Consider the following 16,766-nt stretch of genomic DNA (forward strand, 5'->3'; position numbering starts at 1 on the left):
TCATGCTTTCCTCGCGCTCCGCGCTTCTCGCGCTCGTTTCCGGCGCTTCCGTGCTCGCTCTCGCGGCGCCGGCCGCCGCACAAACAATTCTGTTCAGCACCGGTGCCACCGACGCAGGCACGTCCCCCGCATCCGGCCGCATCTCCGGCCCCGTCGTGGTGCGCGGCGGCGTTACCCAGGTCCGCATGGACGATGGCGGCGTGATCTCGTTCGTTGGCGATGCCAGCTTCGAAGCCGATGGCTCGACGCTGCGCGTAGCTAGGGGTACCCTGACGGCGCGCGGGGGGAGCGGCACGCTCCGCATCGCCGCACCGGATGGCACGATCGCGACGCTCGCTCCGGGCCATTCCGCCAGCCTCGGGGTCATCAATGACCGCCTGTCGGGACGTGCGCTGGGCGGTACTGTCGCCATCGCAACGGCCACCGGCAACCGCCGCCGCTTCGCGCCGGGCGACTCGTTCGACGCGGCGGACGGCGAAGTTTCGGCCATCGTCACTTCCGGCGCGCAGCCGGTTTCCGCACCGGCCGTTCGCGCCGAATATGATAATCCGCGCCGCCCAATTTATGCGCAGGGCTCGCGCGCCGATCTTCTGGGCCTGGCACTGGCACGCCGGAATTCACTGGGCGGCTTTGATTTCGACCAGGTTTCGGATGCTACGGCGGATGTGAACCTCGCATTCCTCCGTGCCGGCGGGGTTCCGGGCCAATTCAGCCGCGCGCTCGCAGGCACGACGCTGCAGCAATATCTCGCGGCGCTGCGCAGCGGCAATCTGGCTGGGAGTGCCTCGCTCGCCAATGCCTATCTGCGCTACTTCACGGCCGATGGGCTCGCGGGGCTCGACGCCCAGCAACGCGCGCTGATCGAGGCCTATATGGCCCTGCTCGCAGCCGGAGGCTCGCCGACCGGCTTCAACGACAGCGCGATCGGCACGGCGTATTCGGATTATATCCGCCAGCTGGCGGCCGGCGCCAATGGCGGGCTGAGTTCCGCTGCACTGGCAGCATATGAGAATTATATCCGCTCGCTAGGGCTGGGCGAGACCTTCGACGCCGGACGCCGCGCCCAGATCGAGGCGTTCCAACGGCTGCGCGCACTCGGTGGCTCGCCATCGGCGACGATCGGCTTCGATGTCGTGAAGCAATATCTCGATTACCTCGCGGCCGGGGGGCTGGCAGCCGACTACGGCGCAGCATCGGCAGATCTCATCCGCCGATATCTCGATTATCTCAATGCGGTCGGCATCCCGACCGGCTTGGACTCGGCGGCAGTCGCGCGTCTGCTCGCATTCTACGCACATCTGCTCGGCGGCGGTGATTTCGGCACCTTGCCGCCGGGCACCGATCCTCAGCCCCAGCCGCCGGTGACGCCGCCGGTTCTGACTGCGGCTACCTTTGCCGGAGCGCTGGCCGGACGGGGCGGTTCGGTATCGTTCGGGGGCGATGCCGGGGCGGTTCCGGTCGAGGTAGATGCCGCCGGCTATCCGCGCTCCTTCTACGGCACTGTGCGGATCGGTACCGCGCGCCTGGCGGATGGGGCAAAGGGCGAGGGCTGGGTGATCGGTCGCTACACCGACGGCACGATCAGCCGTACGACCGGCGGAGTGACCAGCGACGTGACCTTTGCGCCCAATGAGAGCCTCCATTTCGCATTCGGGACGTCGTACGTTCCGTTCGCCGGAAACCGCGGGACTGCAACCTATCAAGTCGCGGCCTTCACGACTCCAAGCTATGCCGACGGATCGGCGGTCAGCGCGGCGACGCTTTCGGGCACGATCGCCATGCAATTCGGCACGCAGCTCAAATACGGGATTCAGGGCTCGCTGACGACCATGGCCGCGGGCCAGGCGCAGCGCTACGATTTCGCCAGCGTCGGTGGCCTGAGCGCTCCCTCGCTCACCGGCTCGGTCGTGGCCAATGGCTTCTACCTGTTCGGCCAGGCGCCGGTGACCACCACCGATGCGCGCTGCGCAAGCAATTGCCGCTTCATCCCCAACATGTTCGGCAGCGGCGCCGATGGACAAGTGATCGCCGGCACCTATTCGATAGCCGGAACCACGTCGGTGCTGAACGGCAGCGCGGTTTTCACGCAGACAGCCCGTGACACCACACCGGTCGCGCCGCCCGTCATTCCGCCGGTGACCGGTAGTGGGGCGCCCACCGGCTCGGTCGAGTTCGCCGGGGTCGGCGCATTCACTGAACTCAACGGCACCAGCGTACAGACCCAGGCAGTGGCGGCGGCCGACGGCAAGCTCGAAAGCATTCGCAACAATGGCCGCGGTACCAACGCCGATCACGAATATGGCGGTCTCGGTGGCGCGATCGGCTGGACGCGCTGGTCAGGAGGCACCACCCAGGCACTGGTCGCTGGCCGCGCCACGGGCACGATCCCCGAGAATGGCGGCCAGCATATGGTGTGGGGCAAGCAGCTAACCAACGCACCCACTAGCGGCACCGCGACTTATGCACTTGCCGGCTCGACCAAGCCCACGGTCAATGATGGCGCGATCGCTCCGGGCACCCTGTCGTCAGGAAGCCTTGCCGTCGATTTCGGAACGATGCGGGTCGGCTATGACATGACCGTCCAGTTCGGCGGATCGACTTATGGATATCAATCGCGGGGCGGCGCGTCTGCGCCCAGCCTAGCAATTACGACGGGCGGGCGCTTCACTTCCTCGTTCCGCGATTCGGAAGGCCCGCTCGTCACTGGCAATGGCTGCACCGGGACCAATTGCTATGCCGAGACCTTCGGTTTCCTTGCCGGATCGGGTGGATCGCATGCCGGGCTTACCTATCACTTCATCGCCGGCCCCGGCGGCGGCATCGTCAACGGGGCCGCGGTGTTCGCGAAGAATCCTTAAGGGTGGCGCTGCCGCATCGAGTTCTCCTCACGCAGGCAATGAGCACGCCGGAGAGCGATGCGCCCCTGCCCGCGAGAGTATTTTGAAGGAACGTTGGACATGACGCGCGCTGCCGATCTGACAAGGCGAACGGTGCTCGTGGTTGAAGACGATTACACGGCTCGCGACACGGCTTCGGCCCTAAGGGGCAGGCGCTAAGGCCAACGGAAGCAAGACGCTGACGCCACCCTGGAAGGAGCGCTGGCTCGCATGGGGTGGACGCCTCAAAGACTGGCGGAGAGCTGTCGCGGACCACTCTACGACGGGGCAGTCGAGATCTCTGACGGCTACTCCCGACGCTCGCTTTGGCGAGTAAGACCATAACAACTCGATGCGCCGGTAATTCCTCAGTCGGCTACCTAAGTGGTTGTGGACGAATGTCTGCTACGTCGCTTTGCCGCCGCAAAGCTGCCAGACTGCAACCGGCCCATTAGTAGCAGACCGCTCTCAGCGTGAGCGGACTGTCGGGAATGCGCCTCATCAGCCGTCATTCGGTTGCCCGAAAGCTCATCTCGCAACCCGCCGTTCGTTTAGGTGCGTTATCCAAACCGCTGGCGGAGAGCAGCTTGACACCTTTCGAAAGCACACCATCCGCACCGCCCGCTCGCGAACGTCGGGCGCGTACTCGTTCGATGCTTTGCTCATACAGGCTCAACATCTTCAGAGTTGGCACCTTCGCGAAATCCGGCGCGGTCTAGGTTTCGTTGGCGACTACGCCCTCCCAACTTTGATGGGATAGTACGTAAGTAGGTTTACGTAACAGTATAGGGCGAGTTGCTATGCCGGCCATCGATCTAGATCGTTTAGAATAAGCAGATTCAATAATATAAGTGAATCTACGAACGTATCTATTAAGTCGCCTGCAACCGGGGATAGCGCCTTAGCCTCGTACATGCGAGGAATAATACTCAGTCGAATAGGCAAGGCAAAGCTGCTGGCGTACATTACGTCCAGCGCGTGCGTGCTGGCGTCTGCGCCTGCGAGCGCAGCCTCTGCCGCGTGTACGTCTATTTCGAACACGGCGTTGGCCCAGGTATCGCAGGACGGCGCCGTGCGCGTCATCGCTTCTAACCTTGCCGCCACCCGCATCGACGAGCTCATCGACCTGCGGCTTGCGGCACCGGCGAACGCAGTGGCGCTCGCTTCGAGCGGCCAGGGCGCTGCAGTCTTCACGCTGACCAATGCCGGCAACGGAACCGAGGCGTTCCTGCTCGACGGCCGCATCGACGGCACCGACGCCGTGATCGAAGGGTTCGCCCTCGATCGCGATGGCAATGGCGTCTTCGATGCGACCGCCGATCTCGCGATCGCATCGGGCAGCGCGACGCCGCAAATGGCCGCGGGTGCTTCGCTGCGCCTGATCGCATTGCTGCGCGGTGGGACGTCCGCCGCCGCGGGCCTCCTGCGGATCAACGCCCGCTCGCTCACCGGCACCGGAGCGCCGGGCAGCGCGCTGCCTGGCTTGGGCGATGGCGGTTGCGACGCGGTGATCGGCGCAGCCGGCGCCCGCAGCACTCTGGATCTTACGCTCACCGTCGCCCCCGGCACCGACACCGGCGAGATCCAGTTGATCAAGACCCAGCGCATCGCCGCCCCCAATGGCACCGCGCAACCGGTGCCGGGCGCGATCGTGACCTACGCAATCGAATCCCGCTTCGGCGGGAGCGGTGTCGTCCGGTCGGCGCGCCTCGCCGATCCCATTCCCCCAGGAACGGCCTTTGTCCCGGGCAGCATCCGGCTGGACGGCATCGCACTTACCGACACGCCAGACGGCGACGCCGGCATTTTCGACGGCGCGAGCGTGCAGGTCGCGCTGGGTGACGTCGCCGCGCCGGCAACGCGCCGCATCCAGTTTCAAGTGACAGTCAAGTGAGGAGCGAAGCAATGAAATCGATGATCAAGGCCGGGTTAGTCGCGGCGCTGCTCACGACGGCGTCGCCCGTCGCGGCACAGCCCGTGGCGCTGGTTACGCGCGTGTTGGTCGAGACGCGCACGTCGGCCGCGGACGGCACCACCAAGATCGCGCTGGCTCCTGCCGCCCGCGTCGTCCCGGGCAACCGGGTGGTCTATCAGATCAGCTATCGCAATTCGGGCCGCGTCCCCGCGCGCGACCTGGTCATCGCCAATCCGGTGCCTGCCGGGCTGATCTATAGCGGCGCGGCCGCCGGATCGCCCGAGCCCGAGCTCTCGGTGGACGGCCAGCAATTCGGCGCGCTCGCCCGCCTCACCGTCCGCACCGCAAGCGGCGTTCGCGCCGCCACGGCTGCCGATGTCCGTGTCGTCCGCTGGCGGCTGAGCAATCCGGTCGCGGCCGGGGGATCTGGGCAAGTCTCGTTCCGCGCACTCGTCAAGTAACTGAAGAAACAGGGTAGATATCATGTCGCGTATTCATCATCGCATTCATCTCTTTGGTGGCGCAGCCCTGGCTGCAATGTCGTCGGTTCCCGCGTTCGCGCAGGAAACCCCGGCCGGCACCAGTATCGCCAATCAGGCGAGCGTCAGCTATTCGGTCGGCGGATCGGCGCAGATCACCAATTCGAACACGGCGACCTTCCTGGTCGACAAGAAGGTCAATCTCGCGGTTGCCGAAGTCGGCGGCGCAGCCACCAGCGTCTCGATCGGCACGACCGATAAGGTGACGACCTACACCGTCACCAATCTGACCAACGCGACGCAGGATTTCCGCCTGTTCGCCGGCCAGGCCCTCGTCTCGATTCCGTTGCTCGGCACCGACGATTTCAACGTCACCAGCATGCGCGTGTTCGTGGATTCCAACGGCAACGGCACCTATGACGCCGACGTCGATGTCGCGACCTATATCGACGAGCTGGCGCCCGATGCCACCAAGACCGTGTTCATCGTGGCGAACATTCCAAACACCGCGGGCATCCACACTGCGATCGTCGGCCTGCAGGCGATCGTGGCCGAGGGCGGCGGCAACGGCTCGCTCGGCGCCGACCTGGTCGCGACTTCGATCCTGACCGCGGACTCGGCATCGACGGTGGACATCGTCTTCGCCGACGACGCCAATCTGCTCGATCAGCTGCGTGACGGCGCGCAATGGGCCTTCGACGCATACACGATCGATTCCGCCGCGATTACCATGACGAAGACCGCGCGGGTCGTCAGCGATCCCTATAATCTCCTGGTCAATCCCAAGGCGATCCCGGGCGCAATCGTGGAATATTGCATGACGATCAGCAATGCAGGGCCGGGCATCGCAACCAGCGTCTCGCTGAGCGACGCGCTGCCGGCCAACACCACCTACATCCCCAATTCGCTGACCGTCGGCGGGCTTGGCGTGGGCGGCGTATGCGTGCTCAACGGCACGATCGAAGATGATAACGCTACCGGCGCGGACGAGAGCGACCTGTATGGCGGCTCGTTCGACGGAACCACGGTGCGTGCAACGCTGGGCGGAGTGCTGCCGCTGGTGCCGCTTACCGTCGCTTTCCGCGTCACGATCGACTGATCGAATTTCTCCCCGGCGCACGCTCCCGCGCCGGGGAGGAACCCCATCATGGCACGACCCTTTCCCCTCCGGATCGCGCGCACGATCGGGCTGGCCGCCGCGTCTCTCCTGGCTTTTGCCGGGATCGAAGGCACCGCCGAAGCCCAGACCGTGCGCAACACCGCGACGCTCGTTTATGCGGGCGTCGGCGGGGACGTCGTCGTGCCTTCGAATACAGTGGAGTTTTCGCGCACCAAATATGTGAGCCGCATCAGCTTCCATCGCCTGCCGAAAGGCTGGAATCCCGATTATTCCAACACCGTCTGCGAGCTGCTGCCGCGCGCGACCTATCGCCCGATCGCGCTAGACGAGGCGCTATACGCGGCGGCTGCCCCGCTGAAATCGCTCGATATCAACAATCCGTACGTGCTGGAGCTGGAAGCACCCGGCCAGAACCGCGATTCCGCCGTGATTGAAAAGACATTCGTGACCGCCAGTGCAGGCGCCCGCGAGCTGGACCTGGAGCTCACCGAGACCGGGCCGAACAGCGGCGTTTTTGCCGGCATGATCCCGGCAAGCGGCCGCACAACCGGCATCCCCGACACCGGCTGCGACATTGCCCAGGGCGCGGACTCGGACTGGATCACCGTGCACTTTCACGGCGACGACGACAACGCGCCGTCGAGCAGCCAGTTGTTGATCGATCCGCAGGGCCAGGTGTTCGATTCGGAGACCGGCGAGGCGCTGAACGGCGCGACGGTGACTGTGATCGATCAGGCGACCGGCCTGCCCGCCGCGATGGTCTATGGCGATGACGGCATGAGCAGCTATCCGAACACGATGGTGACCGGTCAGCAGGTCACGGATTCGAGCGGACACGCCTATCCGATGGAGCGTGGCCATTACCGCTTTCCGCTGATGCCGCCGGGCAATTACCGTCTCGTGGTAACGCCGCCGCCGGGCTACACCTTTGTCTCTACCACGACTCCCGAGGCATTGGCCGGACTGAAGAGCGCCAACGGCACGCCTTATGTGATCGTGCCGGGCTCCTATGGCCGCGAATTTGCGCTGAGCGACCCCTTCCCCGTCACCATCGACATCCCTGTCGATCCGAAATCCATCGTCACACAGGCGCTGACACCCAGGCTGGTGATCGAGAAGCAGGCGTCGGTTCGCGAGGCTGAACTGGGCGACGTGATCCAGTACCGGGTCCAGATCCGCAACTCGGGCGCTGGCGCCGCGACCGCACTGGCAGTCTCCGACACGCTGCCGCGCGGCCTGCGCTATCGCAAGGGCTCGGCCCGTGGCACTCCCGAACCGATGGTGGCCGGCAACGGACGCAACCTCGGCTTCGCCATGGGCACGCTTGCGCCCGGCGCCATGCGCAGTTTCGATTATCTGGTCGAAGTCGCCCCCGGCGCCACGCCTGGCGAAGCAGTCAACCGCGTCACCGCGACCAGCGCCGAGCGACTGATCAGCAATGAAGGCAGCGCCACCGTCCGCATCCGTGCGCCCTTGTTCACCGACGGCTTCACTGTGATCGGCCGCGTCACCGAGGGCGCGTGCGGCGATCCGGAGCGCGGGCGCAATGGCGTGGCGGGCATCCGCCTGCTGATGGAAGACGGCAGCTATGTCGTTACCGACGCCGATGGGCTGTATCATTTCGAGGGTGTCTCGCCCGGGACCCATGTGGTCCAGATCGACCTGGCGAGCGTGCCGGCCACCCATGCGCCGGTCGCGTGCGATGGGGATACCCGCGCGGGCGCCAACGCCCTGTCGCGCTTCGTCGAGGCGGGCGGCGGCAGCCTGCAGCGTGTCGATTTCCAGCTTCGCCCGACCGGCCAGGCTGCGCCCGCAGCCGATGCGCTTCCGATCGCACCGCTTGCCGATGCCGCCGCCGCGGGCAATCGCGACGACTGGCTGGCGCAGGCGGAGCCCGGCAATGGCTGGCTGTTCCCCAGCGCCGATCACAACCCGCGTGCGCCCGCCGTCCGCGTCGTCATTGCCCATGGCCCGGATCATCGCATCGCGCTCACGGTCAACGGCAAGCCGGTCGATGCGCTCAGCTTCGACGGCACCGATGGCGACAAGACGCGCGGTGTCGCGGTGTCGCGCTGGTCCGGGCTCCCGCTGATCGAAGGGGACAATAAGCTCCACGCACGCGTGCTCGATGCGAATGGCGCGACGGTCACCACGCTCGATCGCATCGTCCATTATGCCAACACTCCGGCGCGCGCCGTCTATGTGCCCGAGCAATCGCGATTGAGCGCCGATGGCCTCACGCGCCCGCTGATCGCCGTGCGGGTCACCGCTCGCGACGGCCGCCCGGTTCGCGCAGGCACCATCGTGGCGTTCCGCGTCGACCAGCCATATCGCGCCGCCGCGGCCAACGCCGCCGAACAGGGCCGCCAGCTAGCGGGACTGGAGCGCACCCAGGCTACCGCGCAGGTGGTCGGCGATGACGGGCTCGCCTTCATCGCGCTCGAGCCGACCCGCCAACCCGGCCTGGCGCGCATTTCGGTCACGCTCGCCGAGCGCGATCAGCGGCGCGCCATCGAGATCAAGGCCTGGCTCGCGGCACCTGCGCAGGATTGGGTCGTCGTGGGCTTCGCCAAGGGCACCGCCGGCTACGATACGCTTTCGGGCGCCGAGCAGATCGCACGCGGCAAGAGCGGCGATCTCGTCGGCGACGGCGAGCTCGCGCTCTACGCCAAGGGCCGGATCAAGGGCAGCTGGCTGCTCACGCTCGCGTACGACAGCGACAAGGACATCGAGCGCATTCGCGAACGCGGCGCACTCGGCACGATCGATCCGGATCGCTATTACACAGTCTATGGCGACGGCACGCTCCAGGGGCAGGACGCCGCCAGCCGCCGAAGCCTGTATGTCCGCCTCGAACGCCGCGAATTCTATGCGCTGTTCGGCGATTTCGAGACCGGCCTGGTCGATACCAAGCTGGGGCGGTACAGCCGCACGATGACGGGCGTGAAGGCCGAATATACCGGCTCGCAGCTGCGCTTCACCGCCTTCGCTGCCAATGACGACAGCCGCTATGGCCGCGACGAAATCCAGGGCAACGGGCTATCGGGTCCGTACCGCCTTTCGGGCCGCGACATCGTCGCCAACAGCGAAAAATTGCGCCTTGAAACCCGCGATCGCCTGCGCTCCGAACTGATCGTCGAGAGCCGCGAGCTTACCCGCCACATCGATTACGATATAGATCCCGGCGCCGGCACGATCCGCTTCCGTGAGCCGATCCTCAGCCGCGATGCCAGCGGCAATCCGGTCTTCATCGTCGCCGATTACGAAACCTATGGCGACGGCAACAAGCTGGTGGCGGGCGGCCGCGCCGCGGTCACCCTTGGCGGAGCGGAGATTGGCGCGAGCCTGATCCATGACGAAACCGTCACCGGACAGGCGACCGCCGCCGCAGTCGATCTGCGCGCGCAGCTGAGCCCATCGACCGAGATCCGCGCGGAGGCGGCGGTGGGCGGACGCGAGGGTCTCGGGGCCGGCCGCGCCTGGCTGGCCGAGATCGAGCATCATGGCAGCCGCGCCGATCTGCTCGCCTATGTCCGCGAGCAGGATCGCACGTTCGGGCTCGGCCAGCAGAATCTGGGAGAAGCGGGCACGCGCAAGATCGGCATGGACGGCCGCCTGCGGCTCGGCGAGCGCTGGAGCCTCGTCGGCTCCGCCTGGCACCAGGACGATCTGGACGGCCCGGCCCAGCGCATCGCCGGCGATGCCCGCGTCGAATATCGCCGCGCCGCCGGCACCTTGTATGCAGGCACGCAGTTTGCCGTGGATCGCGGCATCGGCGATGGCGGCGAGCGCCAGTCGCTGCTGCTCACGCTGGGCGGCGCGCAGAAGCTGCTCGACAACCGGCTGGAACTGACCGGCGAGACCCAGCTGCCGATCGGCGGCAAGGACGACAGCGTGGACTTCCCTGCCCGCCAGCGCATCCAGGCGGCGTGGCGCTTCAATGAAACCGTGCGACTGATCGGCGGCTATGAAGTCGCGCGCGGCGACAAGTTCCAGGCGAAGACCGCGCGGATCGGCTTCGATGTCGCGCCCTGGGCCGGCGCGAAGTTGATGGCGATGGTCAACCAGGGCGGCGTGGCGGAGAATGGCGCGCGGACCTTCGCGCAATATGGCCTCAGCCAGTCGCTGCCGGTCGGCAAGCGCTGGACGATAGACGCCACGCTCGATTCGAGCAGCACCTTCGCGGGCAGCATTCCCACGGGCGACGTGGTCAATCGCTTCCAGCCGGCCTCGAGCGGCGGGTTCCTGAGCTCGGAGGGGATCGACGGCGATTTCGTGGCCGCCACGCTCGGCGCGACCTATCGCGGCGACCGCTGGAGCTGGAACGGCCGCGCCGAATATCGCGACGGCCTGCGCGAACGCCGCTTCGGGCTTACGTCGAACCTGCTGCGCAGCCTGGGCAATGGCAGCACGGTGGCATCCAGCGTCCGCGCCTATCGTGTCCGCGACAAGAATGATGCCGTCGCTTCTTCGGTGCGCGCCGATCTCGCCCTCGCCATTCGTCCGATCGACAGCCGCTGGTCGCTGCTCGAGCGCTTCCAGATCCGCCACGAGAGCGCCGGTGCCGGCACCAGCCCGGGCAACGTCCTGGCCGTGCCCACCTTCGCCGCAAACACCGTGGCCACCTTCCGCGCAGTCAACAATCTCGCCGTCAATTACCGCACCGGTGGTGAAGGCGTCGGCCACGGCTTCGAGGCGAGCCTTTATTACGGCGCTAAATTTGTCCGCGGCCGCTATGCCGAGGAGAAGTTCGAAGGCTTTGTCGACGTGATCGGTGTGGAGGCCCGCAAGGACATTTCGTCGCCCTTCGATATCGGCGCGGCCGTGAGCGCGCAGCACAGCTGGTCGAGCAACACCGTCAATTACTCGCTAGGCGCGTCGCTCGGCCTTTCGCCGGCAAAGGACGTCTGGCTGTCCGCCGGGTACAATGTCGCCGGTTACCGCGACCGCGATTTCCAGGATGCCGGCTGGACCCGCCAGGGACCGTTCCTGACAATGCGCATGAAGTTCGACCAGAAGTCGCTGGGTGGCCTGGTCCGGCCACTTTTGGGAGGGGAACGATGAATCGCAAGCTGGCCCGACTGCTGCCGTTGCTCCTGCTGGTCGCAGCGTTCGATCCGCTGACGGTGGTCAAGACCTCGTCAGTCGCCTCGGATCCGCAGGGCAATCTGCTGCCCAAGCGCGTACCCGGCGCGTTCGTCGATTACACCACGACCATATCGAACCCGAACGGCGTATTCACCACCGTCAACGGCGTCATCTTCACCGATGCTATCCCCGCCAACACCGAGCTTCGCGTCGCCGATATCGGGCTGCTCGCGCCAGGACCGGTGGATTTCCTGCCCGGGCTGAGCCTGCTGAGCTACAGCTATCTGGGATTGGGCAGCACATCCGACCGGATCGATTTCTCGAAGGACGGTGGCGCGACCTGGACCTACACGCCCGTGGCCGACGGCAATGGCTGCGACAGCCGCGTAACGAACATCCGAGTCAGGTTGGGCGGTAGCCAACTGACGGGCACCAGCTTCTCGATCCGGTTCAGGGTTCGGGTCAAATAGCGCGCTGCCGGTATCGCCGTCTCCTTTTTGCAGGGCTACAGGAACAGGAGCTCGTAGACGAGCGGCGTGGCATGGGCAGCCTCCTCGATTTTTATGCGGCTGTCCGTTCTCCTCGGTTTATTCCCGAAAGCCGCCAGGCTGCAACCGGCCCAGTTTCATCCGTTCGGTATTCCGGCGTTGAGATGACCGCTAGTGGGCCGCATGCGAACCGGCGGCTTTCTGCCAGCGCACCCCCCGAAGCGGGCATCGTTGGACTAATTGAGAATGGCTCACACAGGGCCGTGAGGAAATCGGCTGCTGCAGATGTCATGAACGAAGAGCAGACAACGACACATGCCGGGTTCGGAAGCCTCAAGCCTCGCTAGAACTCTGTGACGCCGCAGACGATAGTCAATCCACCGGATCAGTGAACCCAATCTACAGTGCCGGGTTGTGGGAATGCGGAATGCCTCCGCGGCAAGCGGAGACCAGCGAGATGGCTTTCGGCGATATCGACCCGTCGGGCCACTGCGGGAGGTGAAATGGCGGCCGCTGGTGCAACCTACGAATTCCAGCCGCACGAGCGGCCGTTCCTTCCCGGCTCGCCTGCGACGCCCGAGCATCCCGTCCCGCGCCGGATCGGTTATTTCGCGATCGGCGGATTGCTCGGCCTCACCGGCGGCCTGAGCAATGGACTGCTGCTCGCGAACCTCCCCCAGATCCAGGGATCGCTGGGACTGAGCGCGGTCGAGGGAGGCTGGCTGAGCGCCACCTATTCGATGACCAGCGTGTGCATGAGCTTGCTGCTGATCAAGTTCCGCCAGCAATTCGGGCTGCAGCGCTTCATCCGCATCTCGCTGCTCGGCTTTTTGGCAGTGACGCTGCTCCAGGTCTTCGTCCACAGCTACGAAGTCGAGCTGCTGGTGCGCGGCGCGGCGGGCGTAGTGGGCAGCGGCCTGACTACGCTCAGCTTCTTCTATATCATGCAGGCGATGCCGCCCGCCCTGCGGCTGGGCGGGATGGTGATCGGCTTTGGGCTGGCGCAAGTCGCGCTGCCGTTGGCGCGTGTCGTCTCACCGCTGCTCCTGGCCGACGGCAATATCCAGAATTTGTTCGTGTTCGAGTTGGGGCTGACGTTGTTCTGCCTGGGCGCGGTGGCCCTCCTGCGGCTGCCGCCGGGGCAGACGATCAAAGCATTCGAGAAGCTCGACTTTCTCACCTTCGGCCTGTTCGCGCCGGGGATGGCTTTGCTCTGCGCAGTGCTGGTGCAGGGTCGGATACTGTGGTGGAGCACCGCCTGGCTCGGCTATGCTACCGCCGCCTCGATCCTGCTGATCGGCGCGGCGATGCTGGTCGAGCATAATCGCGCCAATCCTTTGCTCAACACGCGCTGGATGCGCAGCCGCAACATATTGCGCTTCATCCTGGTGGTCGTCGCGATCCGCGTGCTGCTGTCCGAGCAAAGCTATGGTTCGCTCGGGCTGCTCGGCGCCGTGGGCATGGGCAACGATCAGCTCGTCACTCTCAATACATGGCTGCTGCTCGGGTCGATCCTGGGGGTTGCCGCGAGCGTATGGTCGATGAATCCCAAGGACTTGCTGTGGCAACCGATCGCCTCCGCGGTGATCATCGCGGTTGCGGCCTATCTGGATTCGGATGCGACCAATCTCAGCCGGCCCTCCAGCCTGTATGTCACGCAGACGCTGATCGCTTTCGCGGCGTTGCTCTGGATGGGGCCGGTGATGCTGGTCGGGATCGCGCGGGCGCTGTCGAAGGGGCCGAGCCACCTCGTCAGCTTCTCGGCGATATTCGGCATCGCCCAGACGATCGGCGGGTTGGCCGGCACAGCCTTCCTCGGCAGCTTCCAGGTCATGCGCGAGCGGCTGCATTCGCAGGAAATCGTTCAGACGCTGAGCGCGGCTGATCCACAGGTGGCGCAGCGCCTGCAGCAGCTGGGTGGCGCCTATCTGCGCGTGCAGGGCGATCCAGCGCTGCGGCAGGCGCAAGGCGCCGCGCTGTTCGGACAGCAAGTGACGCGCGAGGCGAACATCCTCGCCTTCAACGACGTGTTCCTCCTGATCGCGGCGCTGGCGACCGTGGTGGTGGTGTGGCTGGGGAGCCGCTGGGTCTATCTGCGCGTGCGCGGGATCAACCCGATCGGTGAAGAGTTGGCGGCGATGCAGCGGATGAGGACTGAGGCGCAAGAATGAACGATATTTCCAGTCCCCCGCGATCCGCCACGCCTGAAACCGAAGAGCGGCTGGAAGACCCCGTCGAAGTCGGCGCCGAGCCGCCAGCGCCGCGTCGCGGCTGGGCACCGCCGCGCGGGGGCCGGGCCGCGACGTTCGGCTTCATCGCGCTTGTCATCGCTGGTGCGCTGCTGGCGCTGTTCGCCTGGGATCTGCCGCCGTTCAGCCGGAGCGTGCAGACCACCGACAACGCCTATGTGCGCGGCCTGACCACGATCATCGCGCCGCAGGTCAGCGGTTATGTCACTGAAGTGCTGGTGCGCGATTTCGAGGCAGTGAAGCCGGGGCAGGTGCTCGCGCGGATTGACGATCGCATCTATCGCCAACGCGTCGAACAGGCGCGGGCCGGATTCGCCAGCCAACTCGCCAATCTTGCGAACTCCACGCAGAGCCAGCGCTCGCGCGAGGCGGCGCTCGGCGGGCAGGACGCGGCAATCGAAAACGCGCGTGCGCAATTGGCCCGCGCGCAGGCGGACATGCGCCGCGTCGATGATCTGGTTGCCCAAGGATCGGTTTCGTTGCGAGAGCGCGACCAGACGCGGGCGGCGCTCGCCCAGGCCGCGGCCGGCGTGCGCCAGGCCCAGGCGCAGCGCACCGTCGGGCAGCAGGAAGTTCGCTCGGTGACGGTCGGGCGCGGCGGGCTCGAAGCCGCGGTCGAGAGTGCGCGCGCGGCGCTGCGGCTGGCCGAGATCGACCTTGCCAACACAGTGATCCGCGCTCCCCAGGCCGGCAAGCTCGGCGAGGTTTCGGTGCGGCTCGGCCAATATGTCACGGCAGGCACGCAGCTGATGTTCCTGGTGCCCCCAGTCGTATGGGTCTCGGCGAACTTCAAGGAAGCGCAGACCGCGCGCATCCTGCCCGGCCAGCCGGCAGTGCTGCTAGTGGATGCGCTGGGCGGCGCGGAAATTCACGGTCGAGTGGAGCGGCTGTCGCCGGCTGCGGGCAGCGAATTCTCGGTGATCCGACCGGACAATGCGACGGGCAATTTCGTCAAGGTGCCCCAGCGGCTGACGGTGCGCATCGCGATCGACACCAATGATCCGCTCTATCCGCGCCTCAGCCCCGGCATGTCGGTGGAAGCACGAGTCGATACGCGCGGCGCGCCTGCGCCGGTGCGGCGATGAGGGTTGCCGCCGGGATGGCCGGAGCGGCGCTGCTGGCGTCGTGCACCGCGCCCGATCCCCAGCGGCCGGAGGCGTCGAGCGTCACGCCTCCGGCGACTTGGCGCACCCAGCTTCCAGCCGGAAGCATGGTCGAGCCGGGATGGTGGAACCGCTTCGGCGACCCGGTGCTCGCGCGGCTGGTCGAAACGGCGCTGACGAACAACCCCGATATCGCTATCGCCGCGGCGCGAGTGCAGGAGGCGCGGGCGCAGGAACGGCTGGCGCGGGCGCAGCTATTCCCCACGCTGGACGCGGGAGCCGGCGTCACGCGCTCGCGATCGGTGAGCGCGCTCGGCACGCCGGTCGAGACGACTGGAGTCCAGCCGCTGTTCCAGGCTGCCTATGAAATCGATCTGTTCGGCCGGATCGGCAGCCAGGTAGAGGCGGCGCGGCAGTCCGAACTCGCCAACGAGGCGGCGCGCGATGCGACCGCGCTGTCGGTCGCGGCGACGGTGGCGACTGGCTATGTCACGCTGCGTGGCCTCGACGCCCGGCGGGAAGTGGTGGAGGCGACCATCGCCTCGCGCGCAGAGGCGCTGCGGCTGGCACGTTCGCGGGCAGAGGCGGGCTATACGTCGCAGCTCGAATTGCGCCAGGCCGAGGCCGAATATCAGGCGGCTGCACAGATATTGCCGCAAGCCGATCTCGCGATCCGGCGGCAGGAAAATGCATTGAGTGTGCTGCTAGGCGATGCGCCGCGCGCAATCGAACGCGGTGCTCGGCTCGATGCGCTCCAGCCCCCGCCGGTGCCGGGCGGCCTGCCCTCCGACTTGCTCCGCCGCCGCCCGGACATCGGCCAGGCGGAGCTAAACCTCGCCGCCACCGACGCATCGCTTGCCGTGGCGCGCGCGCAGTTCCTACCGAGCATTCGCCTCACCGGATCGGCCGGCGCGACGCTATCGAGCGCGCTCGCCAATCCGATCACGATCTGGTCGCTCGGCGCCAGCATTCTCGCGCCCCTGTTCGAGGGCGGGCGGCTGACTGCCAATGTCGAAGGCGCGGCGGCGCGGCGCGATCAGGCGGCGTTCGCCTATCGCCGCACCGCGCTGACTGCATTCCGCGAAGTCGAAGACAATCTTGCCGCCGTCGATCGCCTCGCCGCCCAGCGCGCCGCGCTCGAGGCCCAGCGCACTGCCGTCGCCGAGACATTGCGCCACGCCACCAATCGCTACCGTGCCGGCTATTCCACCTATCTCGAGCAGCTCGACGCCCAGCGCGCATTGCTCAATGTCGATCTCAGTTTGGTCCAGTTGCGCACCGATCAACTCAATGCGCTGGTCGCGCTATATCAGGCAATGGGCGGCGGCTGGGGCGGCCTTGCGCCTGATTAGGCCTCCTATCTTCACTCAAGTTAGCGGCGAAGCGGTTTTTTCGCGCGCCGGAGGAACGGCGGCCAGTGCAGCGGATTGAGGACTGCAAGCACCCTG

9 protein-coding genes are annotated in these 16,766 nt (G+C 66.3%); all 9 read left to right on the plus strand.

Annotated features, from left to right (window positions below; all coding sequences use genetic code 11):
* The first annotated feature begins 2 nt into the window (after window positions 1–2).
* The 9 genes from ACZZZM_RS02520 (at window position 3) to ACZZZM_RS02560 (ending at window position 16,670) form a co-directional block, all read left to right on the plus strand.
* Window positions 3–2,858 (plus strand): hypothetical protein, encoded by a 2,856-nt coding sequence (locus ACZZZM_RS02520; protein ID WP_463593536.1) that lies wholly within the window; start codon window positions 3–5, stop codon window positions 2,856–2,858.
* Between the two features lie 1,063 nt (window positions 2,859–3,921).
* Window positions 3,922–4,770, plus strand: a complete 849-nt coding sequence (locus ACZZZM_RS02525; protein WP_463593537.1) for a hypothetical protein — start codon at window positions 3,922–3,924, stop codon at window positions 4,768–4,770.
* An 11-nt stretch (window positions 4,771–4,781) separates the two neighbouring features.
* Window positions 4,782–5,252, plus strand: a complete 471-nt coding sequence (locus ACZZZM_RS02530; RefSeq protein ID WP_463593538.1) for a hypothetical protein — start codon at window positions 4,782–4,784, stop codon at window positions 5,250–5,252.
* A gap of 76 nt (window positions 5,253–5,328) precedes the next feature.
* Window positions 5,329–6,369 carry a hypothetical protein gene (locus ACZZZM_RS02535; protein ID WP_463593539.1) on the plus strand — a complete coding sequence of 347 codons (1,041 nt, stop codon included), beginning with the start codon at window positions 5,329–5,331 and terminating at the stop codon, window positions 6,367–6,369.
* Window positions 6,370–6,417: 48 nt separating this feature from the next.
* Window positions 6,418–11,454, plus strand: coding sequence for a hypothetical protein (locus ACZZZM_RS02540; protein WP_463593540.1), 5,037 nt, complete (start codon window positions 6,418–6,420; stop codon window positions 11,452–11,454).
* Entirely contained in the window at window positions 11,451–11,948 is a 498-nt protein-coding gene (locus ACZZZM_RS02545; protein ID WP_463593541.1) for a hypothetical protein, read from the plus strand. Before ACZZZM_RS02540 ends, ACZZZM_RS02545 begins: the two co-directional genes overlap by 4 nt.
* Before the next feature lie 521 nt (window positions 11,949–12,469).
* Complete coding sequence (locus tag ACZZZM_RS02550; protein WP_463593542.1) at window positions 12,470–14,137, plus strand: MFS transporter; 1,668 nt, start codon at window positions 12,470–12,472, stop codon at window positions 14,135–14,137.
* On the plus strand, window positions 14,134–15,300 hold the full coding sequence (locus tag ACZZZM_RS02555) for an HlyD family secretion protein (protein WP_463593543.1): 1,167 nt from the start codon (window positions 14,134–14,136) through the stop codon (window positions 15,298–15,300). The genes ACZZZM_RS02550 and ACZZZM_RS02555 overlap by 4 nt, the downstream gene beginning before the upstream one ends.
* Window positions 15,301–15,314: 14 nt before the next feature.
* Window positions 15,315–16,670 (plus strand): efflux transporter outer membrane subunit, encoded by a 1,356-nt coding sequence (locus ACZZZM_RS02560; protein ID WP_463593544.1) that lies wholly within the window; start codon window positions 15,315–15,317, stop codon window positions 16,668–16,670.
* Window positions 16,671–16,766: the final 96 nt, after the last annotated feature.

Source organism: Sphingomonas sp. AC522 (assembly GCF_979258125.1).